This is a genomic window from Rhizobium sp. NFR03, from assembly GCF_900111275.1.
In the GTDB taxonomy this organism is placed as follows: Bacteria; Pseudomonadota; Alphaproteobacteria; order Rhizobiales; family Rhizobiaceae; genus Ferranicluibacter.
In genome coordinates this window covers 152,709-176,470 of record NZ_FOGR01000008.1, presented here as the reverse complement: position 1 = coordinate 176,470, position 23,762 = coordinate 152,709, and the positions used below count along the sequence as shown (strand labels likewise).

At 60.1% G+C, this 23,762-nt stretch carries 25 protein-coding genes and 1 pseudogene; 13 read left to right on the top strand and 13 right to left on the bottom strand.

All coding sequences use genetic code 11. The features are described 5' to 3' along the window. Positions 1–258, top strand: a 258-nt coding sequence (locus tag BSG19_RS20965) for a transposase domain-containing protein (protein WP_139274803.1), incomplete at its 5' end; no start/stop codon positions are given. Between the two features lie 548 nt (positions 259–806). Here BSG19_RS20965 and BSG19_RS20960 read toward each other — a convergent pair. The 6 genes from BSG19_RS20960 to pobA all read right to left on the bottom strand — a co-directional run bounded on the left by BSG19_RS20960 (position 807) and on the right by pobA (position 6,671). Then, positions 807–1,535, bottom strand: a complete 729-nt coding sequence (locus BSG19_RS20960) for an ABC transporter ATP-binding protein (RefSeq protein WP_092989980.1) — start codon at positions 1,533–1,535, stop codon at positions 807–809. Continuing rightward, positions 1,516–2,280, bottom strand: coding sequence for an ABC transporter ATP-binding protein (locus BSG19_RS20955; protein WP_092989960.1), 765 nt, complete (start codon positions 2,278–2,280; stop codon positions 1,516–1,518). The genes BSG19_RS20960 and BSG19_RS20955 overlap by 20 nt, the downstream gene beginning before the upstream one ends. Next, positions 2,277–3,281, bottom strand: a complete 1,005-nt coding sequence (locus tag BSG19_RS20950) for a branched-chain amino acid ABC transporter permease (RefSeq protein WP_092989979.1) — start codon at positions 3,279–3,281, stop codon at positions 2,277–2,279. The genes BSG19_RS20955 and BSG19_RS20950 overlap by 4 nt, the downstream gene beginning before the upstream one ends. A 17-nt stretch (positions 3,282–3,298) precedes the next feature. Beyond that, on the bottom strand, positions 3,299–4,162 hold the full coding sequence (locus tag BSG19_RS20945; RefSeq protein ID WP_092989959.1) for a branched-chain amino acid ABC transporter permease: 864 nt from the start codon (positions 4,160–4,162) through the stop codon (positions 3,299–3,301). A gap of 60 nt (positions 4,163–4,222) precedes the next feature. Further along, entirely contained in the window at positions 4,223–5,395 is a 1,173-nt protein-coding gene (locus BSG19_RS20940; protein WP_092989958.1) for an ABC transporter substrate-binding protein, read from the bottom strand. 103 nt (positions 5,396–5,498) lie between these two features. Then, the gene (pobA, locus tag BSG19_RS20935; protein WP_092989957.1) at positions 5,499–6,671 is read right to left on the bottom strand and encodes a 4-hydroxybenzoate 3-monooxygenase; all 1,173 of its coding nucleotides are present in this window, start codon (positions 6,669–6,671) and stop codon (positions 5,499–5,501) included. Between the two features lie 77 nt (positions 6,672–6,748). Between pobA and BSG19_RS20930 the strand changes: the two genes are divergently transcribed. Both BSG19_RS20930 and BSG19_RS26170 read left to right on the top strand, forming a co-directional pair. Beyond that, positions 6,749–7,669, top strand: a complete 921-nt coding sequence (locus tag BSG19_RS20930) for a helix-turn-helix domain-containing protein (protein ID WP_092989978.1) — start codon at positions 6,749–6,751, stop codon at positions 7,667–7,669. A 210-nt stretch (positions 7,670–7,879) separates the two neighbouring features. Next, positions 7,880–8,050, top strand: a complete 171-nt coding sequence (locus tag BSG19_RS26170) for a hypothetical protein (RefSeq protein WP_170866057.1) — start codon at positions 7,880–7,882, stop codon at positions 8,048–8,050. Between the two features lie 34 nt (positions 8,051–8,084). Here the strand turns inward: BSG19_RS26170 and BSG19_RS20925 are convergent, their stop codons facing one another. The 4 genes from BSG19_RS20925 to BSG19_RS20910 all read right to left on the bottom strand — a co-directional run bounded on the left by BSG19_RS20925 (position 8,085) and on the right by BSG19_RS20910 (position 12,021). Beyond that, a complete protein-coding gene (locus BSG19_RS20925) occupies positions 8,085–8,834 on the bottom strand; it encodes a GntR family transcriptional regulator (protein ID WP_092989956.1) in 750 nt (249 codons plus the stop codon). Between the two features lie 171 nt (positions 8,835–9,005). Beyond that, entirely contained in the window at positions 9,006–10,136 is a 1,131-nt protein-coding gene (locus tag BSG19_RS20920) for a sugar phosphate isomerase/epimerase family protein (protein ID WP_092989955.1), read from the bottom strand. A 72-nt stretch (positions 10,137–10,208) separates the two neighbouring features. Further along, complete coding sequence (locus tag BSG19_RS20915) at positions 10,209–11,084, bottom strand: amino acid ABC transporter permease (protein WP_092989954.1); 876 nt, start codon at positions 11,082–11,084, stop codon at positions 10,209–10,211. A 4-nt stretch (positions 11,085–11,088) separates the two neighbouring features. Further along, a complete protein-coding gene (locus tag BSG19_RS20910) occupies positions 11,089–12,021 on the bottom strand; it encodes an ABC transporter substrate-binding protein (RefSeq protein ID WP_092989953.1) in 933 nt (310 codons plus the stop codon). Positions 12,022–12,623: 602 nt separating this feature from the next. Between BSG19_RS20910 and BSG19_RS20905 the strand changes: the two genes are divergently transcribed. From BSG19_RS20905 to BSG19_RS20880, 6 genes are read left to right on the top strand one after another with little or no spacing between them, the layout of a single operon-like run. Further along, positions 12,624–13,748 carry an ABC transporter ATP-binding protein gene (locus BSG19_RS20905; RefSeq protein ID WP_244529356.1) on the top strand — a complete coding sequence of 375 codons (1,125 nt, stop codon included), beginning with the start codon at positions 12,624–12,626 and terminating at the stop codon, positions 13,746–13,748. Positions 13,749–13,766: 18 nt separating this feature from the next. Beyond that, positions 13,767–14,807 carry an extracellular solute-binding protein gene (locus BSG19_RS20900; RefSeq protein WP_092989977.1) on the top strand — a complete coding sequence of 347 codons (1,041 nt, stop codon included), beginning with the start codon at positions 13,767–13,769 and terminating at the stop codon, positions 14,805–14,807. Between the two features lie 12 nt (positions 14,808–14,819). Next, positions 14,820–15,647, top strand: a complete 828-nt coding sequence (locus BSG19_RS20895; RefSeq protein ID WP_092989951.1) for an ABC transporter permease — start codon at positions 14,820–14,822, stop codon at positions 15,645–15,647. Then, positions 15,640–16,461 (top strand): ABC transporter permease, encoded by an 822-nt coding sequence (locus BSG19_RS20890; protein ID WP_092989950.1) that lies wholly within the window; start codon positions 15,640–15,642, stop codon positions 16,459–16,461. Before BSG19_RS20895 ends, BSG19_RS20890 begins: the two co-directional genes overlap by 8 nt. Before the next feature lie 43 nt (positions 16,462–16,504). After that, positions 16,505–17,929 carry a M24 family metallopeptidase gene (locus BSG19_RS20885; RefSeq protein ID WP_092989949.1) on the top strand — a complete coding sequence of 475 codons (1,425 nt, stop codon included), beginning with the start codon at positions 16,505–16,507 and terminating at the stop codon, positions 17,927–17,929. Position 17,930: 1 nt separating this feature from the next. Then, positions 17,931–18,641, top strand: a complete 711-nt coding sequence (locus BSG19_RS20880) for a flavin reductase family protein (protein WP_092989948.1) — start codon at positions 17,931–17,933, stop codon at positions 18,639–18,641. A gap of 44 nt (positions 18,642–18,685) precedes the next feature. Here BSG19_RS20880 and BSG19_RS20875 read toward each other — a convergent pair whose 3' ends face one another. Next, the gene (locus BSG19_RS20875; protein WP_092989947.1) at positions 18,686–19,333 is read right to left on the bottom strand and encodes an NrsF family protein; all 648 of its coding nucleotides are present in this window, start codon (positions 19,331–19,333) and stop codon (positions 18,686–18,688) included. Continuing rightward, complete coding sequence (locus BSG19_RS20870; RefSeq protein WP_092989946.1) at positions 19,317–19,874, bottom strand: sigma-70 family RNA polymerase sigma factor; 558 nt, start codon at positions 19,872–19,874, stop codon at positions 19,317–19,319. The genes BSG19_RS20875 and BSG19_RS20870 overlap by 17 nt, the downstream gene beginning before the upstream one ends. Before the next feature lie 181 nt (positions 19,875–20,055). Between BSG19_RS20870 and BSG19_RS20865 the strand changes: the two genes are divergently transcribed. The 4 genes from BSG19_RS20865 to BSG19_RS20850 all read left to right on the top strand — a co-directional run bounded on the left by BSG19_RS20865 (position 20,056) and on the right by BSG19_RS20850 (position 22,834). Continuing rightward, the gene (locus tag BSG19_RS20865) at positions 20,056–20,322 is read left to right on the top strand and encodes a pentapeptide MXKDX repeat protein (protein ID WP_092989945.1); all 267 of its coding nucleotides are present in this window, start codon (positions 20,056–20,058) and stop codon (positions 20,320–20,322) included. Between the two features lie 144 nt (positions 20,323–20,466). Continuing rightward, positions 20,467–21,342: a cytochrome b/b6 domain-containing protein gene (locus BSG19_RS20860; protein WP_092989944.1), complete on the top strand. Its 876-nt coding sequence runs from the start codon at positions 20,467–20,469 to the stop codon at positions 21,340–21,342. Further along, positions 21,339–22,115: a molybdopterin-binding protein gene (locus BSG19_RS20855; protein ID WP_092989943.1), complete on the top strand. Its 777-nt coding sequence runs from the start codon at positions 21,339–21,341 to the stop codon at positions 22,113–22,115. Before BSG19_RS20860 ends, BSG19_RS20855 begins: the two co-directional genes overlap by 4 nt. 101 nt (positions 22,116–22,216) lie before the next feature. Further along, complete coding sequence (locus BSG19_RS20850) at positions 22,217–22,834, top strand: hypothetical protein (RefSeq protein ID WP_092989942.1); 618 nt, start codon at positions 22,217–22,219, stop codon at positions 22,832–22,834. A 330-nt stretch (positions 22,835–23,164) separates the two neighbouring features. Here the strand turns inward: BSG19_RS20850 and BSG19_RS20845 are convergent. After that, positions 23,165–23,450: pseudogene (locus BSG19_RS20845) on the bottom strand (EAL domain-containing protein). Positions 23,451–23,762: the final 312 nt, after the last annotated feature.

Sequence of the window (23,762 nt, the reverse complement as noted above, 5' to 3'; positions counted from 1 at the left end):
AGTCCGATCGATAACAACATTCTGGAGCGTGACATCAGGGTCTTTGCGACAGGAAGAAAAACGTGGTTGTTCAGCGACACCGCTGACGGAGCCAAGGCCAGCGCAGTGGTCTACAGTTTGATGCTGACTTGCCGCGCATGTGGCGTCGACCCACTCACCTGGCTGCGCTATGTGCTCACTGAGTTGCCGCAGCGGGACGAAGCGGCCGAAATCGACGACCTGCTGCCGTTCAACTACGCCACGACCACTGCGGCGTAATAGAGCTGGATATCAAAATCGGTGTGACGGCGGTTCAGCGCTGCCGCAGCCGTCAAGGTGCATCGAAAATTGCGCTTACCATGCGTCGAAGCGCAATGTCAGAGGGTCTTTTGGCGCATTACTCTTTGGACGTCCAAGTCCGCGTCGCGCAGCTTTGACGCCCTAGAAATGATGACGCCAAGACTTTTTTCTCTGGACGCATTTTCGAAGGCTCCGGAGCCATTAGTTCAGGGCTATGCGTTAGTGCCAAGAGTTCTTGCTTAAGATCGTCAGTTATTTCTGTCTCTATCGTTCACGCTGATGTGTTTGGTACACATGTGACCAAAGAGCGCGGCTCGGCTGTGGGTCGTCGCTGATGGGACTAGGTTCGTTTAGCAGCAAACCCTTTTTGGTAACCCCACGAAGGTTGTGCCAGTTGAGCAAGCAGTCGGGAAACTCAAACGCTTCAAGCGCATAGCGCTAACTAAGATGCGAGAAGTCTAAAGGAACTTCGCCTCCATCGTCGCAATCGCCGTAGGATTCACATTGATCAAATCCGTCCACACTGCTTAGCCTTCCTCGCTCAAAAGCCCACCGACTCCTAGAAGTCGCTCCACCGTGTCATGCTCCCCGGCAAGCGCCTTTGGCGTTCCGCTCCAAGCCAGCCTGCCGCGTTCGAGAATGATCAGCTGCTCGGCGAAGTCCAGCGCGCTCTGGATACGTTGCTCGACCAGAAGGATTGTCATGTCGCCCGTTTTCGCTAGATCGGCGAAGGCCAGCATCAGTTCCTCGCAGATCACCGGAGCCAGCCCTTCCAGCGGTTCGTCCAGCAGCAGAACTGATGGGCGACCTAGGATGGAGCGGGCGGTGGAAAGCATTTGCTGTTCACCCCCCGACAACTGGTTGCCAAGATTGCGGCGGCGCTCCTTGAGGCGCGGAAACATCTGGTAAGCCTCTTCCAACCCCGATTTCGGCCGTCCTTTCAGGCCAACGAACAGATTTTCCTCCACAGTGAGCGTCGGAAACACGCAACGCGCCTGCGGCACATAACCAAGGCCCGCATGGGCTCTAGAAGCGCTCGGCGAGGTCGTGATGTCCGTGCTACCAAGTCGGATGCGTCCGTCATAGCGTTTGGTCTGGCCGGCGAGCGTGGCGAGCAATGTCGTCTTGCCCATACCGTTACGGCCAAGCACGGCAAGACGCTGGCCAGCAGGCACAGAGAAGGAAACGTCTTCCAGCACCTTCGTCTGGCCGTATCCGGCAGAGAGGTTTTCGACCTCAAGCGACGTGGCTGGCATCGGCATAGCTCCCTAGATACGCTTCCCGCACGCGGGCATCCTTGGTGACATCAGCGGGCAGGCCATCGAAGATAACGGCTCCCGTTGCCAGAACGATAACGCGTTTCGCAAATCGGAAGACCAGATCCATGTCATGCTCGATCATCAGCACCGCAAGATCGGTTGGCAGGTCCGCAAGCGCCTGTTCGATACGGCCGGTATCACTTTGCGGCACGCCAGCAGCCGGTTCGTCGAGAAGCAGGACTTTCGGCTTTAGCGCCAGCGCCATGGCAAGTTCCAGAAGGCGTTGCTGCCCGTAGGCAATCTCGCTGACCCTGCGGTGCGCAAGATCGGCCAGACCGAGCTTTCCAAGCAGCGCCGCGACTTCGGCCATGACATCGGGCATCGTCAGAAAATTGCCGAACAAGCGAGTAGCGCGTCCGTCGCGTTGCAGCACTGCAAGTGCCACATGTTCAGCAGGCGTCATGTCCTGAAACAGCCGGGTGACCTGAAAGGAGCGCACGAGACCACGCCTGACGCGGCCCGTGGCGCCGATTTTCGTGACGTTCTCCCCGTTAAGGCGCACATCTCCGGAGTTTGGCTGAAGATTGCCGGCAACGAGGTTGACGAACGTGGTCTTGCCCGCGCCGTTAGGCCCGATCAGGGCGACACGGTCGCCCGGCATCATGGAAAGTGAGACGTTGTCGGTGACAGTCAGGCCACCAAACGTCTTCTTAAGGTTGCTGACCTCGAACACTGCGCTCATGGCTTTGCCTTCCGACGCAGCGCAAAGTAATCGGCAGCAGTTCCATAAATCCCCTTCGGCGCGAACAGGACAACGGCGATCAGCAACGCGCCAACCATCGTCAGCCAGTGAAAGGGATTGGCGGCCGAAACGTAATCCTCAAACAGCATGAAGATCAGCGTTCCGGTCAATGCGCCGAACAGCGATCCGGTCCCGCCGAGCACCAGCATGACCAGCGCTTCGGCAGACTGGGTGAAGGACAGCGTGTCGAGCGCGACGACCTGCGTCGAGATGGCGTTCAACGCGCCGCCGAGGCCTGCGACCGCGCCCGAGATGACATACATTCTGATCAGCACGGAGCTTGGGGATGCGCCCATGGCACGGACGCGCAGCTTATCCTGGCGAATACCGCGGCTGAGCATACCGAAAGGCGAACGAACGAGAATCCTTAGAGAAAGAAATACTATCAACAGAAGAGCCACGCCGAAAACATAGGCAGTCTGGCCATAGAGGTCGAACTCGAACATGCCGAACACCGGGTCTGGCGCAATACCTGCAAGTCCGTCGCTGCCGCCGGTCCAGGACGACATCTTGTTGGCAAGCTCGTGAAACAGATGGATCAGCGCAATCGACAGGACGAGCTGCGGCAATCCATGGGCGCGCAGCATGATCGCTCCACAAAGCAGACCAGAAGCGGCACCGCCGACGAGACCGGCCAATGTCATCAGAAACGGATCATTTATTCCGTAATGAGCCGAGAGAATACCCGCCGCATAGGCGCCCGCGCCGAACAGCGCGGCGTGACCAAGCGTCGCAACCCCGCAATATCCAGTGACAAGATCAAGTGCCAGAACGAGAAGAGCAATGGCGAGGATGCGCGTCAGGAGCGCCAGATTGTCCGGGAAAAGCAGATAGCCGATCACGGCGGCAACCACGATAACTGCGATGCCGATCAGGTCGCGCACCAGAGAGCCACGCGCTTTCACGCCAAGCAAGATGTCGCTGTTCACGCTGGAGGTCATTTTGACATGTTCCTTCTTCATTTGGCTCTTCCGGCAAGGCCGCGCGGAAACACGCAGATGATCGCGATCACCGCGAGGTAGAAGAAGAATTCTCCGAATTCCGGCATCAGGTAACGTCCGGTCGTATCGATCGCACCCAGCAGCAGACACGCCGCAAGAGCGCCCGGAATGGATCCCGCGCCACCGACGGAGACGACAACGAGAAACGTCACCATGTAGCGAAGTGCGTAATAGGGTTCTACCGGCAAAAGTTCCGCGCCGACGACCCCGCCGAAAGCGGCAAGACCGACCGCGATTGCAAAGCTGATCGCGTAAATGACCTCAGTGCGGACACCGAGCGCGGACGCCATGGCGGCGTCGTCCACAGACGCCCGCACCTTGACGCCAAAACTGGTCCTTTCGATCGCGAACCACAGACCGAGCGCTACGACGAGACCGCAGACGATGGCAAACAGGCGATGGACGGAAATGCTGCGGAAGCCAAGGTTGGCGGCGCCTTGCAGCGGGCCCGCCAACGGGATGGTCTTCAGCGTCGGTCCCATGACATAGTTGGCAATGCCGATGACACAGAAGGTGATGCCAATCGTCATCAGAACCTGCGTCAATTCGGGAGCACCATAGATGCGCCGATAAAGAAACCGCTCGATCGGGATGGCGATGATGATCGTCAACACAACAGCCGCGATCACTGCGACCGAATAGCCGAGGCCGAGATCGCGCGCCACATAGGATGCGATGTAACCGCCGATCATGGCGAAGGCGCCATGCGCCAGGTTGACGACGCGCATCAATCCCATCGTCACCGAAAGACCGATGGAAATGACGAACAGCACCATGCCATAGGCAAGGGCATCGATGGCTATGCTGAAGACTGTCTGCATGGAATATCCTGCTCAAATCGGCAGGTCATGGACCCACCGATGCTTCGAGGTTCTTGAGGCTTATCTCACGGCAGCGAGGCCTGGATCGCCCTGCTTTTCGAAGGTGCGGATTTCCTTATTGATATAGGTGCCGTCATCAGCTTTCACGACTTCGCGAAGGTAGATGTTCTGCGTGATGTGCCGGCTTTCCGGATCAATCGACACTGGTCCGCGCGGGCTGGTCCAAGACAGGCCCTTTACCGCGTCGACAGCCTTTTCCGCGTCCTGCTTGCCGCCCGTCGCCTCGATCATCTTGTAGATGACGTGCATGCCATCGAACGCGCCGACTGCCGGAAAGGAAAGCTCCGCTTTGTTGCCAATCGCCTTGGTGGCCGCCTCGACGAATGCCTTGTTTTCCGGCGAGTCATGCGAAACCGCGTAGTGGAAGGTGGTCTGGATGCCAAGCGCCGCATCGCCAAGTGCCGGCAGGTCGGATTCCTGCGTCAGGTCTCCAGGCGCGAAGAACTTCACGCCAGCCGCTTTCAAGCCGTTGTCATTGTAAGCCTTGACGAAGCCGAGTGTGGTTGGGCCGGATGGAAGAAAGGCGAAGACACCATCTGCGCCCGAATCCTTGATGCGTTGCATGATCGGGCTGAAATCATTGGTCGTCAGTGGCATGCGGATTGACTGTACGACCTCGCCGCCGGCTTTCACGAAGCCCGCCTTGAAGGCATTTTCCGCGTCGATGCCAGGACCGTAATCGCTGACCACGGAGATCATCTTCTTGACGCCAGCCTCGAATGCCACGGTCGCGATCGGGGTCGACGTCTGCCAAGTGGTGAACGACGTGCGCACGACCAGCGGGCTTGTCTTCATGATCGCAGACGTCGCGGCATTCATGATGACCATCGGCACCTTTGCCTGCTTCAGGATCGGTGTCACCGCCATGGCATCCGGGGTGAAGTAGAACCCCGCCAGATATTGCACCTTCTCCTTGACGACCAATTCCTGACCAAGCGCCTTGGACTGGGCCGGATCTGCCTGCGGCACGTCGCGATAGATGATCTCAACCGTGTCATCACCGATCTTGTTGCCGTTGATCGCCATATAAGCGTCGATCCCGGCCTTGAAGTTCTTGCCCTGCAAGGCAAACGGACCCGAGAACGGACCCACCACGCCAACCTTGATGACGTCTGCATACGCCGTGCCGCTCAGTGCCGCGGCTGCGATAGCCGCGAGAATGATTTTCCTCATGATCTAGTCCTCCCATTTTGGTGCGCACCTCCCGGGCTTTGCACCGTTTCAAATTGCATTTTCAACGCATGTCGCTGGGTCCGCACACCATATTCACACTCCGTCAGTATGGCAGACCCACATAATTTTCGGCGAGCGCCGTGGATGCTGCCAGCGACTGCGTGAGATAATCGAGTTCTGCCTCCTGGATCTTCTGGTCGAAGTCACCGGTATCCGGAAACCGATGCATCATGGTGGTCATCCACCACGAGAAACGCACTGCCTTCCAGACGCGGGCGAGCGCCTTTTCTGAATAGGCATCAAGATCGGCATCCGAACGATCCCTGTAATGCTCTCTCAGTCCGCTGAAGAGATAATGTACGTCGCTGGCGGCTAGGTTAAGGCCCTTGGCACCGGTTGGCGGCACTATATGGGCGGCGTCACCGACAAGAAACAGCGTACCGAACCGCATCGGTTCGGCGACAAAGGAGCGCAGAGGCGCAATTGATTTCTCAAACGACGGCGCCGTCAGCAGAGCCTGCGCATGATGGACCGGCAAGCGGCGCCTCAATTCATCCCAGAAACGGTCGTCGCTCCAATCCTCGATCTTTTCCTCCAGAGGGCACTGAAGATAATAGCGGCTGCGGGTTTCTGAGCGCATGGAACAGAGCGCGAAGCCGCGCGGATGGTTGGCATAAACCAGTTCATGGCTCACCGGCGCGACATCGGCCAGAATACCCAACCAGCCAAAGGGATAGATTTTTTCGAATTTCTTAATCGCATTCGGTGGCACCGCCTTGCGGCTCGCGCCGTGGAACCCATCGCATCCAGCGATGAAATCGCAATCGAGCCGGTGGGTCGCACCATCTTTCTCGTAGATTATGAACGGCGACGCGGTGTCGAAACCCTGCGGTTGGACGTTAGAGGCATCGTAGATAGTAACCGCACCTCCTGCTTCGCGACACTCCATCAGGTCGCGGGTAACCTCGGTCTGGCCATAGACCATGACGCGCTTGCCGCCCGTCAGTGCCGCCAAGTCGATACGGTGGTCGCGACCATCGAATGCGAGCGAAAACCCACCATGCGGAAGCCCCTCCGCATGCATGCGCGCACCGGCTTTCGCCTTGTCGAGAAGATCGACCGTGCCCTCTTCCAGCACGCCAGCACGCACACGGCCGAGAATATATTCTTTCGAGACGCGATCGAGGATAACGTTATCGATGCCTACCTCGGTCAAAAGCTGACCGAGCAGAAGGCCGGATGGTCCGGATCCTATAATAGCAACCTGGGTTCTCAATGCTTTCCTCCCCGATCGCAGTTGATAGTGCAAGTGTGATGAGCTTCGACCCTGTCCGCAATGGACATTTCAGCCGGATGCTTGCACTATCTGAACATTCTGGCGGGAGAAGAAGTGCAGTGCAGTCCGTTCCTACATACATGCTCTACGGTGAGAATGCGCGCGAAGAGCCTGATTTTTGGGTGCATTGCGAAACAATCGAGACGCGAAGCAGCCGTTATGGATGGGAAATTCGGCTTCACCGACATGAATATTTCTTTCAGATATTGTACCTCGAAAGTGGATCGGGCGATGCCTTGCTCGACGATCGAATCGTGCCGATTTCCCCGCCCTCGGTGGTCATCGTACCAGCCCGGTTCAATCACGGGTTTCGCTTCTCGCGCAACGTAAAGGGCCTCGTGCTAACGATCCTCAACACCCATCTCGGCCATGGTCCTGGCGAACGCGGCGGAATGCTTTCGGCACCGCAGGTCACGCGGCTCGACATCAACCACGCGGACGCGGCCTATGTGGCGCAAACGCTGACAAGACTTGCCGACGAGTTCGACAATCGTCGCATTGGGCGCGGCAACCTTATGGCAGCCTATATCTCTTCGACATTACAGCTGCTCACCCGAATTTCATCTGCCCAGGATGCAAGCCCGCAATTCGCTGCGGACAAGCGACGCCGTATCGATGCGCTTCGAGCCCTGATACAGGAGCATTTCCGCGCGCATAAGCCAGTCGCCTTCTATGCGGAAGCGTTGGGCGTGTCGCCCACCCACCTCAATCGCATCGTCCGCTCGGCGCTGGGATGCACGGCGCATGACCTAATCGCGGAAAAACTGATGGAAGAATCGAAGGCGCAGCTGTTGTTTTCAACAGCGCCCGCCAGCGAGGTTGCGGCTCATCTGGGCTTTGCAGATCCAGCATATTTTTCCCGCTTCTTTTTCAGCCGCAGCGGTGAAGCACCACGCGCATGGCGCCTGCGCGAACAGGCACGTCTCGAGAATAGTTAAGCTGCGGAATTACCGGACCGTTAGGGGACCTCAGACCATGCAAAGCGAAACGTAGCGCGCCGCTCACCTTCCGATTTCCGCTCCGAAGCGTTATGCTTTGTGCGTCGCAGGTCGAAATGATCGGTGAAAAATCAAGTGGCCGCAGATGTGCTTCACAATGCGCTGCTTTAGGACGCCAAGGGCAACCCCATCCAGCAGGACCACAAAGTCATGTCTGACGACTGGGATGAGATCAAGGACTGGTCGACCAAGGTCTATGTGCCCTACGAAGTTACACTGATCGTTCGCTTCGACCGACCGGTGTCTACGATGCATTCCGCAAAGATCGGGCGGATCACCGTCAAACGTTTTGCATATGGCATTCCCGTTACTATTCAGTGAACCACCGCAAGAAATACAACGCTTCCGCGACACCTCAAGAAAAGCTCTCGAGCACAGCCAGAAACGTATGCCGATCACCCTGTCCTTCGGTCAGGCGAACGCGCGCTTCGATGTCGGCGAGGTGATGGTCCATAAGGTCCTGAGCTTTGCGAAGGTCCTTTGCCTTCAGGGCGGCGACGATGAGGCGATGGTGATCGGCGCCGCAGTCGTCCTTGCGTTCCTCCTCATAGAGCGACATGACGAGGGAGAGGCGGGCAACGATCTTGGCGAGCATTTCGGTAAGCACCGGGTTGCCGGATAGCTCCGCAAGGACAATGTGGAACTTGCCGGACAGGACGGTCTTCGACTTCTCGTCACCATGGTGATGGATATGCTCTTCCTCGTCGGTCAGTCTCTGCAATGCGTCTAGCTCCTCCGTCGTCGCACGCGTGATGACGAGGTCTAGGAGGAGGTGCTCCAGCTTGCGACGGGCCTCGAAAAGGTTCTTCGCCTGCTCGATGCTCGGCTCTGCAACGAAGGTGCCGCGGTTGCGCTTGCGCTCCAGCAAGTGGTCGCTTTCAAGGACTCCGAGGGCGCCGCGCACGACGGTGCGGCTCACGCCGAAGTGCTCGGCGATCGCCTCCTCAAGAATTTTGGTGCCAGGCTTCAGCGCGCCTTCGCCGATGGCGGCGGCCAGCGTGTTGCGGATGCGCTCCGATACGTCGTCGTTGCCGGTATCCAACGTTTCCACAATACCGCTGGTGCCCGACGGGACTTTCGTGTTTTGCCGGCGCGGCTTTCTCATGGTGGTCTCCATATTACCTTTGGAACAGCTTGCCGAAGTGCAACACCCTCCGTTCCCAGATATCTCTATGCCGTAATAATTTCCATATGAATGTTCCTGCGCATGTCGCGTCACACAGATGAACGTTGCAGGTGTCGGATAATGTTCGTGCGTCCGACACCCTCTCATGGATCAGGCCGCGTGCCGCTTCGCCTCCGAGAAAGCAAGCTCAATGCCCTTGTCCCGGCAGATCGAACGAATGTGATCGGCCGACTGCTGGATGAAGCCAATGGCAGCATCGAAGCCGTAGGACTGGTTCTTATAGGTCGGATAGCCGTACTGGCTGGCTTCATAGTCCTCCCAATCCGGCACGCCGCCCGACTTTACGCGTGCCTCGTAGGAAACCACCATCGCCATGTAAGCTGTGAGCTCATTCTCTGTCAGATCGGGATGGCCAGCACGCCAGGTCGGGTCATCGATCTCGATGCACTGACGCGGATTGGCGCGGCGCGGCTTGTCCTCCACCGATTGGGCGACTTCCAGCGAGAGGTTGAGGGTCGGGTTGGCTTTGCCGAGGATTGGCAAGATCGTGGCGAAATCGACAATGCCGCCGCCGCAGGGCCGTGTCTGGAAATCGAGGCCGCCGGGTGCCCGGCCGACATAGGCATCCTTGATGTGCGTCTGACGGATATACGGCGCAAGGCGTCGGGCGGCATAGACCGGATGCTCGCCACGCTGGAGGCCGTTTGCCGTGTCGAACACCACACCGACGCAGTCCTCGCCGACCTTCTCGATCAGTCGCAGGATCTCGAAGGACGTAATCTCGTCATGGGTCTCGATGTTCATGTGCGCGCCATAGGCGCGGGCGACGGGCGCGAGTTTCCGCAAAACCTTCTCCGTACCGTCCAACTGGTCCTGCCAGCTTACATCGGTGCGGAATCGGTCGTTCGCCAAGCGGCCGCGGTATTCGGATTTGAAGTTGCCCGGCGCGACCCAGAGCTCGAAACAACCGATCGCGGCGCTTGCCTCGATCATGCGCGTGAAGCCGGCGATGATGTCGCCGCCGCCGGCTGCCCGAAGGGCTGGTTCCTCCGCGCTGCAATAGGGGTTGATCTTGCCGATGCCGCTTTCGAGGTAAAGGCCGAGGTCGTCGGCCTTTGCGCGGATGTCGCGGAGCGCGCCGGGGTCGAGCGTCGGGCTCATGTCCAGCGCTGTGCTGAAGAAGATACCAGCAAGGCCCAGCTCCTTAACGTGATCGAGGCTGGCGAGCGGTCCGCGCGTCTTCGATTGTGGCAGCTTGATGCTGTCGATTCCCAGTTTCATGTCGAACGTCCTTTTCGTGTTTCCGGATATGACGCACTTCGCTGGCGTCTTGGGTGTCATGGATGAGGTAGGTTAAGGCGCTCGGCTCCGCACCGGCGCGGCTGTCGCGCTACGGTTCTTCGGCTGGAGGCTTTTCTCGAGGTAGTGCTGTCCCACCGACGCGACGGTGGTGATGGCGAGGTACCAGATGGAGGCGACGAACAGGAGCTCGATGACGAGAAAGGTGCGGGCGTAGATCGCCTGCGCCTGTGTCAGCAAGTCCTGCATGCCGATGACGGAGACGATAGCGCTCGCCTTCAGCATACCGATGGCCTGATTGCCGGTCGGTGGGACGATGAGGCGCGCCGCCTGTGGCAGGATGACAGTCTGGAACGTCTGACGGGGCTTCAGCCCGAGGGCGGTTGCCGCTTCGCGTTGCCCCTTGTCGACGGCGACCAGTCCTGCGCGGATGATCTCCGACATGTTGGCAGCCTCATGCAGGCCGAGCGCCAGAAAGCCGGCGAACGCAGGGGTGACGAGATCGTTGATCGAAATGCTGAAGTCGCCGATCCCGACCTGCGGGATGAAGAGAGCGATGTTGAACCAGAAGAAGATCTGCACGATCAGCGGCACGCCCCGGAACCACCAGACGAATGCCGCGGCGATGACCTTCAGAACGAGATTTCTGGAGGTCGCCATTAGCGCGAGGATGCAGCCAAGCGCGATGCCGAAGATCATAGCCCCCGCCGTCAGTTGCAACGTCAGCAGCACCCCCCGCAAAATCGAGGGGTGAACGAGGTAGCGCGGGATCTCGGCCCACTGGATGCTCTGGCTCTGCGCGACGATCATCGCGAAGAAGGCCAGAACGAGGATCGCGCTGGTCCCTGTGAGAAGCTGCCCCCATCGGATCGACCTGACGACCGGGGGTGCAAGGTGAAGGGATGTGGAGGGAGCGACAAACAGGGACATGGGCTCATTCCACCGGCATGTTGGCGGCATCGTTGACCTTGACGGTCTTCACCGCGAGAGGTCCGAGGCCCCATTTCGTCATGATGGACTGGTAGGCCCCGCTGTCGACCATCTGCTGCAGGGCCGCGACAACGGTGTCGCGCAGTTCCGGATTGTCCTTCGCCGTCAGCATGCCGAGATAGCCGACGGCGAGCCGGATGTCTGGAAGCGCCTGAAGACCCTTGCCTTTGCCGGTCTGGTTGGCCGTTGTATAGACGCTGGTGGCATAGCCGTTGACGGTCGCATCCGCCCGGCCAGTGCGCACCGCCTGGAGAACGTCCGGCATTTTGGGAATGGACATGATGTTCATCGGCGTTGCGCATTTTGCGGAGGCCGCCTCGACCAGCCTGCCCTGAAACGTGCCGACGGGAACCGCGACCTTCCTGCCGCAGAGATCGCTCATGTCCTTGATGCCGAGCGGGTTGTCCTTGATGGTCATGATCGTCGTCGCGTCGAACATGTAGTCGATGACATCGACCTGCTTCTGCAGTTCCGGATCGTCATTGATGCCGGAGATCGAGATGTCGAACCGCTTCGACAGGATCGACGGCACGATGGCCGCACCGGCACCCACATCCGTCATCTGGATCTCAACACCGAGGATAACGCCGAGAGCCGCCGCCAGATCCGCGTCTATGCCGACAAGCTTGCCTTCGTCGCTGTGGAAGCTGATCGGCGGGGTCAGGTCGGTCGCGACCTTGAGAACGCCGGACTTCTTGATACCTGACGGCAGACCATCAGCCAGTTTCTGTGAGAGGGCCACCCCCGGAAGTTTCGCGATGTCCGTCTCCGGCACCATCTTCACGGCCGCGCCTTCTGCGGCCAGCGCGGAGGCTGCTGTAAGCGACATCATCCCGCATGCCAGGCCTGCCTTCATAAGTCTCTGCACGTTCTTCATGGGATGCCCTTTGACGTTTCGTTGGGGGAAGTCTCGCCGGCATCTACGCAAGTGCCGTGCCAGTCTGGCTGTACGGACGCAAGGGATTGAATAAGCTAGGTATGTTCAAGGCTGATGCGCTTCCAAAACATCTGCGAAGGTTTATCCGCATATATTTCCGCATAAACTATGCGCATTTTTTGATCGGCAATGCTCTTTTTAGAGCAAGGCGGCATGTTCGCCGGCATCCGTGCATATTCCGTCTACTCACCTTCCTCTTTGATGGGCAAATCTGGGCATCCTGAACTTTTTCACTTCAGGTTAGCATGGCCGTCTTGCTGCTCACGAAATGCACAAACGCAGATTATTTGTGCGGATAGATATTCGCAAATTTATTCGAACATACATTTTTCGTGTTCTCGGAATGTGCATTCGCACGAAATAATAGAACGACCTCAGATAGATAAGCGATGCGCACTGCCATCCGCTTAAGTTGGCACACGCTTTGCAACAGCCCTTACATGAACATGATTGAAGCACAACGCCCGTCGCAGACGCCCTTATGCGCAGCGAGCGCGCGAAACAGCCTTTCGATCATCGAAACGCAAAAACAGGGAAGCCCGATGCCGGACATTGCAACAGTGGCAGATCGCAAAAGGCTCAGCGTTCGCGGGGTGACCCACAGCTATGGCGGCCAGAACGCCGTGAGCGAGATCTCGTTCGATGTCGAGGCAGGCGAGATTGTCGCTCTGCTCGGTCCCAGCGGCTGCGGTAAATCGACCGTACTGCGCGCCATTGCCGGGCTCATCCAGCCGAAGGCCGGCAGGATCGTTCTCGGCGATGACGATCTCGCCCATATCTCGGCGCGCTCGCGCGGCATTGGCATGGTCTTCCAGAACTACGCGCTCTTCCCGCACCTGACGGTCTCGGAAAACATAGCATACCCCCTGGCCTGCCAGAAGGTGCCACGCGGCGAGCGCAAGGCGCGCGTCGAGGAGATGCTGGCTTTGGTCCGGCTCGGTGATTACGGCAACCGGCTGCCGCGCGAGCTCTCAGGCGGTCAGCAGCAGCGCGTGGCGGTGGCCCGCGCAATCGCGGCGCGTCCCTCGCTGCTGCTGCTCGACGAGCCATTCGGCGCGCTCGACCGTGCCCTTCGCTTCGACCTGCAGGTCGAGCTTCTCCACCTGCAGAAGACGCTGGGTATCACGACACTTATCGTCACCCACGATCAGGAAGAGGCGCAGAGTCTCGCCAATCGTCTGGTGCTGATGAACAAGGGCAATGTCGAGCAGATCGACACGCCAATGGCAGTCTACGACCGGCCGAAAACCCTGTTCGTCAACACCTTTATCGGTCAGGCCAACATGCTTCACGGCACGTTCACGGAGTTGCAGACCGCCAGTACGAACATCGCCCTCGACAACGGTTTTCCGCTCAACCTGCCGCGCCGTCTGAACTTCACCGTCGGTTCCAAGGTCACGGTCACCGTCCGTCCGGAAGAGGTTCGTCTCTCGTCGCAGCCGGGCGAAAATACTCTGCCAGCGACCGTCACCGTTTCCGTGCCGCTGGGGCCGACACTGGTCCACGACATGGTGCTCGCTGACGGCTCAGGCCTTCGCGCTTCCGAAGTTCGCGGTCCTTCCACCCTCATCCCCGAGCCGGGGATGACGATCTTTGCCGAGATCGACACCGCAAGGTGTCACGTCTTTCCGGCGGTGCCGGAATCCATGCCGTCGACAGAACGATAATCAACAGAGGTGAACATCATGCATGACTTCAAACTCAGCCGCCGCCATTTTGGCATGCTTGCCGCGGGCGTTGCCGCATCCGCCGCCCTGCCGTTCTCCGCCCGCGCCGCGGGCGGTACGGCCATCGCGGCGACCTTTCCCGGCAACTGGGAAGACGCATATCGCAAAGCGCTGACGCCCATCCTCGAGGCGGAAGGCTTCGGCCTCACGATTGCTCCCGCCATGGCCCAGGACCAGCTCGCCAAGGTCATGGCAAGTCCCGGCAACCCACCTTTCGACACACTCCTGATGTCGCCGGGCCAGATGGCCATCGCCATCGAAAAGGACCTGATCCAGAAGATCGACCCCAGCCGGTTGAAGAACTGGAACATGCTCGACCCCGCTTTCCAGGGGGAATACGGGCCGACGGTCACCATCGAGGTCAACGGCATCGCCTACAATCCCGACATGGTGCCGAAGCCCAAGGGCTACCGTGACCTGTTCGAGAACCCGGCCTACCAGGGCAAGGTGTCGTGGACCGGCTTTGCCTCCAACACCGCCGTCATGGCCTATACCGAGATGGCAAAAATCTTCGGTTCGGGACCTGATGACATGGATGCCGTCTTCAAGCTCTTCAAGGAGCATCCCGAGCAGCTTCAGGGCGTGGTCGACAGCACCAACCACCAGATGACGCTCTTCCAGCAGGGGGAAATCGCCGTGTTCATGTGCTCGACTGGCAATGTCGCGCGACTGAAATCGCTCGGCATGAATGCGGAATTCGTGCAGCCCGAAACGGGTTCTCCGGCCGCCCCCGTCAACATCCACCTGACAAAGGGCGCCAAGAACCTCGACGCGGCTTATGCCTATATGGATGCCGCGATTTCCAAGGCCGCGCAAGATATCCTGAAGATGCCGCCGACGGAGATGTTCCCGACCAACAAGGACGTCGCCCTGACGCCGGGCATCGAAGCCTACGTCACCCGCGATCAGCTCTCCAAGATGGTCTACCCGGATTGGGCGGCAATCAACAAGAACCGCGCGGAATGGATCCGCGCGTTCGACGCTCTGGTTGCCGGCTGAGGAGCAAAGACCATGAAGGCGAGCGGTTTTCCTTATGTCGTGCCGATGCTCATGCTATCGGTGGCGTTCTTCGCAACGCCGCTCGCCGTCCTCGTGGGCTTCAGCTTTTCCGGGCCGGGAGGAGCGACCGTCGAACATTACGGGCGCTTCTTCGGCGACGCGTTCAATTTCCGGGTGCTCGTCTCCACGGCGCGGCTCGGGCTGGAAACAGTGGTGGGAACGACCTTGCTCGGCGTGCCCATCGCGCTCCTCTACTGGCACAGCGGCCGTACCACCCGCCAGGTCATCATCTTCCTGACACTCATTCCTATGCTCACGAGCAACGTCGTGCGCACTTTCGCATGGATCGTCATTCTGGGGCGACAGGGGCCGATCAGCGAGGCGTTGATGGCGCTGGGCCTGACCGGCAGCCCGATCAGCCTGATGTTCACGGAGTTCGGGCTGCTGTTGGCCATGTGCCAGATCGACCTGCCGCTGATCATTCTGCCGTTGGTCGCCATCCTCTCGCGCACACCCGTGCAGTTCACCGAGGCAGCGCAGGTCTCGGGCGCGGGTCCGTGGCGCATTCTCGTCACCGTGCTTCTGCCCTTGATGCTACCGGGTCTGCTTGCCGGGTGGATCCTGGTCTTTGCCAGCACCAGCAGCTCCTTCGTGACGCAGGCCGTCATCGGCGGGGCGCGAAATGTCTATGTGCCGCAGCTCATCTACCGCGAGGTCGGCACGCTGTTCGACTGGCCGCTTGCCTCTGCCATCGCGGTCGTCCTTCTCGTTTCCACCGGCTGCCTTCTGGTCGCCATGACGATGATATCCCGCCACAGGAGGCTGGTCGGCCATGCGTGACATGAAGGAAAATCCGGTCCCGGCTCTGCTCTACAAGGTCTTCGTGTTCGGCTTCGGCAGCCTGTGCGTTGTCTATCTGGTGGCGCCTATCGTCATCGCGCTGACGATGTCGTTCACCTCGGGACAGACGCTCAAATATCCGCCGGAAGGCTTTTCGTTCCGCTGGTACGAGGCACTGCTCGATCCGGTCCGCTCGGCGACCGAACACGCCGCCGCGTGGAACTCCCTTAAGATCGCCGGGCTTGCTGTCCTTGGTGCACTCCTCTTTGCCGTGCCTGCCACCATCGGCATGACGCGGATGCGGCGCAGCATGGTCGGCACCATCGAGCCTCTGCTGCTGGCGCCCCTCGTTCTGCCGAGCCTTGTCTATGGTCTGGCCGCCCTCATCGTCGCGAACTTCGTCGGCCTCCAGCCCTCCCTCTGGCTGACGGTGACCGGCCATGTCGTGGTATTCGGGCCGCTGATGTACCGCGCGGCATCCGTCGTGGCTCAAGGCCTCAACCCATCGCTCGCGGAAGCATCCACCGTGATGGGCGCGACGTGGTTCACGACGCTGCGCCGGGTGACGATCCCGCTTCTGATGCCGGGTATTCTCGCCGGCGCCTTCCTCGTCTTCATCCAGTCGCTCGACAACGTCTCAGTCTCGCTTTTTCTCGCCGACGCTCAGACGACTGTGCTGCCGCTCAGAATGTTCGCGCTCATCGAGGAATCTCTCGACGTCCGCGTCGCCGCCATCTCCGGCATCCTCATCGGCCTGACCCTCGTGGTGATGCTCGTTGCGCGGCGCGTGCTTGCGCCGCCGAAACAAGCCTGACCCAGCCCTCTCAAACTTTGCCAAACGCTCAAGGACATCGCTCATGAACATGCGTCCGACCCAGACAGGCGCCCACCGCATCGGATCGCTGCTTGCGGATTTCGCGCCCGATTTCGTTTTCTCAGCACCCCTGCCGCTGCCCGTCGAGGAGTTCGAAGAGCGCCTGCGCCGCATTCGCCGACAGGCCGTGGAAGCCGGCCACGATGCGCTCATCGTCCACACCGGCGGGGTTGGCTGGTTCCACACCTCGAATGCCTATCTCCGCTATATCTGCGACTGGATGCGTGAAGGTGTGCTCATCATCCCGACGGATGAAGACAAGCCGATGGTCCTCCTCTCGTTCTTCACCCAGTCCGTTCTTCTGCCCCCAGGCGGCGAGCCTGTCCTTGTCGAAGACATCTGGCAGATCGGTCCGATCGGCCGCGAATATGCCGACCGCCCCGGCGACAGCGTCATCAAGACGGCGGAGAAGTGCGCAGAATTGCTCGGCAGCCTTGGCCTGTCCAAAGGCCAGATCGGCCGCATCGGCGACCGGACCTCGCTGACATTTTGGGCCGGACTTGAGGACCTGCTGCCCAAGGCGAAGTTCATCGCCGACAACGCCATTCTCGATCGCCTGCAGAAAGTCCGCTCGCCCCGCGAGATCGAAATGTTTCGCGCCGCAGCCCAGCTTGCCAGCATCGGCACGCAGGCCGCCTATCATGTCGCGAGACCCGGCGTGACCGACCACGAAATCTACGCCGCCTTCAGCGTCGCGCAGATGGCGCTCGGCGGCGAAACAGGCGACGGCTACCAGATCGGCATCAATGAGTTCGGTACCCATTGCGGAAAGCCCTATGGCCATATCGTCCGCCCCGGCGACCTCATCAACCTCTACATCTCCAACGTCACCTATCGCGGCTATACCGCGCAGACGGCCCGCATGATCGCGGTCGGCGACATCACGCCTCGTCAGGAAGAAGTGCTTGCGGCCTGCACGGATGGTGTGAAGTGCGCGGAAAAGCTGATCCGTCCGGGCGCCCTGATGCGCGACATCAACAATGCCGCCTTCGAGCCGATGATCGAGCGCGGCATGCTAACTTCGCCTGAGGCGCGCGGCATGCCGTATAACTGGGCGCCGATGGAGGACGGGAGCGCCCGCCTCGTGCCCCGCCAGTACGTGAAGAATATCGACTGGGAGGCACAGGGGCGCACGCTCATGCACCTCTACCCGGCGACCGAAGGTCCGCACAATCCGAACCTCGGCCACTCCGTCGGCATGGCCGGCGGGCAGAACAGCTTCAACATCTCCTCCCACAATTACGACAGACTGGAAGAAGGCATGGTGTTCGTGATGCACACGCAATGGCTGGAGCCGCTTTCTGCCGGTTGCAACATCGGCGACATGTATGTCGTGACCAAGGATGGCTTCGAGAACCTCAGCCGCCACACGCCGCTCGAAACCCATCGCATCGGCGCAGGTGCCTGATATGACCGATAACAAGCACCACACGCATTTCGATTTCGCAAAGCTCACCGAGCGCGAGCGCTACAAGATCCTGATCGGCACGGTCATTCCGCGTCCGATCGCCTTGGTAACGACGGTGAACAAGGAATGCAGGCCGAATGCTGGCCCGTTCAGCTTCTTCAATGTGCTGACCCACGATCCTGCCATCGTCGCCATCGGCGTCGAGAACTATTCCGACATGCGCTTCAAGGACACCGCCCGCAACATCCGCGAGACGGGTGAGTTTACGGTTCATATCTGCGACGATGCCTTGGTTGCGCAAATGGAAATTTGCGCCATCAAGTTCGGTCCCGAGGTCGATGAGTTGACGGAAGCTGGCCTGGAAACGGTGCCGGGTAACATGGTCCGCAGTCCTCGCATCCTCGCCGCACCCGCAGCGCTGGAATGCCGCCGTCACACGACCCTCCAGGTCGGCCCGGCTCGTGAGATCATCCTCGGAGAGGTCGTCGGCGTCTTTGTCCGCAGCGATGCAGTCAATCCTGACAACCTCCACATCGACCAGCAAATGATGGATGCTGTCGGCCGCATGGGCGGACATACCTATGCCCGGACACGAGATCAGTTCGATATCAAAACGCGGACGCCCGATGAGTGGGCATCCGCGACGAAAGTCAGTCAGTCAGTCGCGCAGCGTTTGATAGTCGGAAGGGTGGTTTCCTCGTGCGGTAGATAGGCATGAAGATACCCCTCACTGCTGGTCGGATGACTCATTAACCGTTACCACCGAAGCCAGAACCGCCCCATCAAACCGCCGAGTGCCGTACACAGTACAATGCCGAGACTGTACCACAGGGCAACGAAGGGGAGGCCGTTTTCTATGCAACCCCAGCTATAGATCCATGCACCGAGCGCACCGGCGCTGAAGCCCGCGACGGTTCCGGCCAGGATGGGCGCGGTGGGCGCACCTTTGCGCAGGAACCAGAAGGTCGCCGCCATAGGCGGGATACCAGTCGCGAGTATGATTAGAGGGCAGAACCAGGCGGAAATGCCCATGACGAGCCGGTGGCTTTCCTCCGAAGAGGAGGCATCTCGCATTTGGAGTAAGGCAAGGGCTGCGAGCAGCGCATAGACGATCGTGACCTTCAGCACGCTGCCAAGCGGCCGGCCACCGGGCCGCGCGACGGCGAGCAGGGCACCGAGGCCGATGAGGCCGAGCAGCAGCGGATAGGCGGACTTGACCCAGAAGGCGGGAACGAAGACGGCCGCGCCGAGATCCGGCCGCAGCCCGTGGCCGAACAGAATGAGGCAAGCCGAGAGGGCCATTCCGGGCACCAACGCGCGGGCGAGAAGGCCTGCGAGCGCGTGCCTGCGCACCGGCCGGAGATCGCGCACGAGGTCCTCGATCAGTTCATTCGTCTTTGTCATGATCACCTCTCAATCTTGCCGCCAGCGCCTTGATCCCTCTGTGAATGCCGACCTTGACCATGCTTTCGGACCGTCCCGCATGCAGCGCGGCCTCGGTGATCGACCGGCCGTCGAGCCGCACCTGCCGGATCGCCTCCGCCTGCCAGGCGGGAAGACCGGCAAGCAGCCGCTGAATGTCCATCTGCGCGGACACCGCATCCTCGCGGTAGCCGTCCGGCATCTCGTCCACCGCCTCGAGCCCCACATGGCCGCGACCGCCCGTCCTGCGGTGATGATCCACCAGCTTGTGGCGGGCGATGGTGAAGAACCAGGCCGTGAACGGCCGGTCGCGATCATAGGTGATCCGCCGCTGGTGCAGCGCCAGCAGCGTCTCCTGCACCAGATCGTCCACTTCGCTCCTGTCCGACCGTCCGAGGCGCCGTCCGTAGTAGCGCTCCAGCAGGTCTCGCAGCACGTCGAGCAGGCAACGATAAGCCGCCTCGTCCCCGTCGAGGGACAAGAGCATCAGCACCTTCAGCTCGGACTCGGTCACATCTTGCATGTCTCTGATGGGCTTATACGAGGAAACGTCGAAACGGTTACAGCGCTTCTCAAATAAAGCGAGCGGAATAGCGGGTCGATCACGTCCGCGTGATGGCTGTAACCGGATCGGCTGCCGCCCGAATGAGCTTCCCGTGAGCATCGACGCAGCCCGCGTCCTGCACCCCAAGAGGAGATTCATCATGACCCATCGCATTTTTGCCACCACCGCCGCCGTCGTTCTTGGCCTCGCTCTCTCGTTCGGCGCGGCGCAGGCGCAGACCGCCAACGACGCCATGAAGAAGCCGGACGCGATGAAGACGGACAGCATGAAGACCGACCCGATGCAGCCCGATGCCATGAAACATGACGCCATGAAGGGGACCAAGGCCGACTGCGCCCATAAGGCCGGGATGGAGAAGAACAGCATGAAGAAGGCCGACATGATGAAGGGCTGCGACGCGATGTAGGCATCGCCGCCGCAGTGATCCTCGTCGTTTCCCGGTTCGTACAAGATATCGAGAGCCGGGGAACGACGGTTTTGGGTTCGCCTTCACATTCGCAAGGCAGGTCCCGGATATCGTCCCGATATCGCCGACCTCGGAGGGAACGTCATGTTCGGCTCATCTTCCACCCCATCCGGCCAGCGGACGCTGATCCGCCGTCACAGCCTCACCGTGCGCCTGTCGCACTGGCTGAACGTGCTCGCCATGACGGTGCTGCTCTTCAGCGGATTGCAGATCTTCAATGCGCATCCCTCGCTCTACTGGGGCCAGTACGGTGCCGACGACGATCCGGCCGTGCTCGCGCTGCAGGCCGTCGACGATAACGGCGCGCTGAAGGGCGTGACGCGCATCGGCAGTCTCTCGTTCGACACCACGGGCGTGCTCGGCGTGTCCACTGTCGATGGCGAGCCGATCGCGCGCGGTTTTCCGGCCTGGATCACGCTTCCGAGCTATCAGGATCTCGCGACCGGCCGGCGCTGGCATTTCTTCTTCGCATGGGCCTTCGTCATCAACGGTCTGGTCTATCTAGCCTATGGTCTCTTCTCGCGCCATTTCCGGCGCGACCTCGTGCCGACCAAAGCCGAGCTGGCGCCATCCCATCTCGGGCACGAGATCGCCGATCATGCCCGGCTGCGGTTTCCCAAGGGCGAAAACGCGCGGCATTACAATGCGCTTCAGAAGCTCACCTATCTCGCTGTCATTTTTGTGATGCTTCCGGGCATGATCCTGACCGGGCTGACCATGTCGCCGGGCTTCAACGCCTTTGCGCCATGGCTACTCGATCTCTTCGGCGGTCGGCAGTCCGCCCGCACGCTCCACTTCATCTTCGCCACCTCGCTTGTCGCCTTTGTTCTCGTCCATATCGCGATGGTGATGGCATCCGGCGTATTGAACAACATGCGCTCGATGATCACCGGCCGCTACGCGATCAGCACAGAACCATCGTCGGCATCCTCGTTAACGGCATCGGAGATCGCGCCATGACCAGCCTTCTGACGCGCCGCAGGTTTCTGATCGGCTCCACCCTGACCGCTTCGGCACTGGGCCTCACCGGCTGCGACGGGCTCGTGGAGAACGGAAACGTTCAATCCGTGATCAAGATGGCAGAAAGCTTAACTATGCGGACGCAGCGGCTTCTGATCGGTGACACGGCGCTCGCGAGGGAGTTTAGCGCGGGCGAGATCTCGCCGACGTTTCGTGCCAACGGCACCGCCATGCCGGACAGTGCCGAATACCAGTCGCTTCTCGCCGGCCGCTTTACGCAGTGGCAGTTGCAGGTCGGAGGCCTGGTCGAACGTCCCGCCAGCCTGTCTCTCGCCGCCTTGAAGGCGATGCCAGCGCGCACGCAGATCACCCGGCACGATTGCGTCGAGGGCTGGAGCGCCATCGGCCAGTGGACAGGTGTACCGCTTGGCAATGTCTTGAAGGCAGCGGGCCTGAAGAATGACGCCCGCTACATCGTCTTCCACTGCGCCGACGAGTACGAGAAGACGCTGGATGGCAGCGGCTGGTACTACGAGAGCATCGATCTGGTCGATGCCTTCCACCCCCAGACCATCCTTGCCTATGCCATGAACGGACGCGACCTCGAGGTGCCGCACGGTGCGCCTTTGCGGCTGAGGGTCGAGCGACAGCTCGGTTACAAGCAGGCGAAATATCTCATGCGCATCGAGGCCGTCGCCGATCTCTCGACCTTCCATGGCGGCAATGGCGGCTTCTGGGAGGATCGCGGCTACGAATGGTACGCCGGGATCTGAGGTTCGGTGGCCGGTCCTTAAAGATCGGCTCCGCAAAGACCGGCGGATTTCATCCCGCATTCGCCGGACGTGAACACAGGGTAATAAGCAAGGAAACACGCATGTCCTATCTTCTGAAAACCGGCATCATGGTGCTAACTGGCACCTTGATGGTCTCAACGCTCGGTACGGCCGTTCAGGCGGCTGACCAGATCCGGGTGCGCGGCACAGTGGAAAGCCTCGATGGAAACACGCTTTCGGTGAAGACCCGCGAGGGGACCGACGCGACGATCCTTTTGAAGGACGGCTGGAAGGTTTCGAGCGTCGCCAAGGCCTCGATCGACGACATCAAGACCGGCGACTTCGTCGGCATCGCCTCGCTGCCGACGGCCGAGGGCGGTGACGGCGCGCTGGAAGTGCTGATCTTCCCCGCAGCCATGAAGGGCACGGGCGAGGGGAGCTATGCCTGGGATCTCAAGCCGAACAGCTCAATGACCAATGCTACCGTTGCCAACGCGGTGAAGGCGGTCGATGGCCAGACGGTGACCGTGACCTACAAAGGCAAGGAAAAGAAGATTTCGATTCCCGCAGGCACGCCGGTCGTCACCTTTGCGCCGGCTGTGGAGGCGGACCTGAAGAGCGGAGCCACGGTGTTCGTGCCCTCCGAAAAAGCCGCTGACGGTACAATCTCCAGCAGCCGCGTCGTCGTCGGCACCAACGGTGTTCAGCCGCCGATGTGAAACAGGAAAATAGCCCGCCGCGAGTATTGCTGGCGACAGCCACCGGTAGTCGCGGGAACGACAAGGCGTAGCCTCGGTCTTTCTAAGCCGGAGCGCCGGTGGCCGTAGCTTTGGAAGGCGGACTGGGCGCAAGCTTCGTTGCAAATCGATCTTGTTGGCTGAAGGACGTTGTCGGACCTTGCAGTAGCTTTCGCCATAGTATTGGCGAAAGCTCGGCATTCACTCATGCCTGTAGCCAGCAGTTCAAAAACGATTGGACGCAACATCTCGTCGGACTTTTCTGTGACGCTCTTAAATCGCGTTACCGTCGGAAGATTTGAGACGAAAACTTCAAGCTGATTCCGCCATTGCCTTTGGCAGAAGAGCTGGCTTGCCGATGAGGTATCCCTGAATAGTGTCACAGCCTATCGAGCGCATGAGCTCTCGTTGCCCACTGGTCTCCACGCCCTCTGCGAGGATGGAGATTTGAAGATCATGGCCAATCTGCGCGACCCCCCGCAATACGGCAAGCGAGCTCCTGTCAGTTTCCGCCGAAGCTACGATCGATATCGATCCGGTACAGTGGAAATTTCGTCAGATGCACCAACGACGAGTAACCGGTGCCAAAGTCGTCCATTGCAATCTTCACGCCCATCTCATGTATTGAGGCACGTGTTTGGGCCACCTACCGATGCCCGCCCGAACCAGCACCGGGCGCGATGGTTCTCCGTTTCGAGCGAGTTTTTCCACGGCGCGATGTTGACGATGGGGCAGCACGCAGTCCCGTTGCCCTCCAGTCGATCTTTCAACGCGGGGTAAATGCAGTGAGGCACGGAACCCAAAGTTCGGGAGGAAGTTCGGCATCGAATTCTGGAAATGGAGGACATGATGTCATTCAATGCTCCACCGTTCGCGCCTCGCATCCCGCACCTTTCGGTCGCCGCCCATC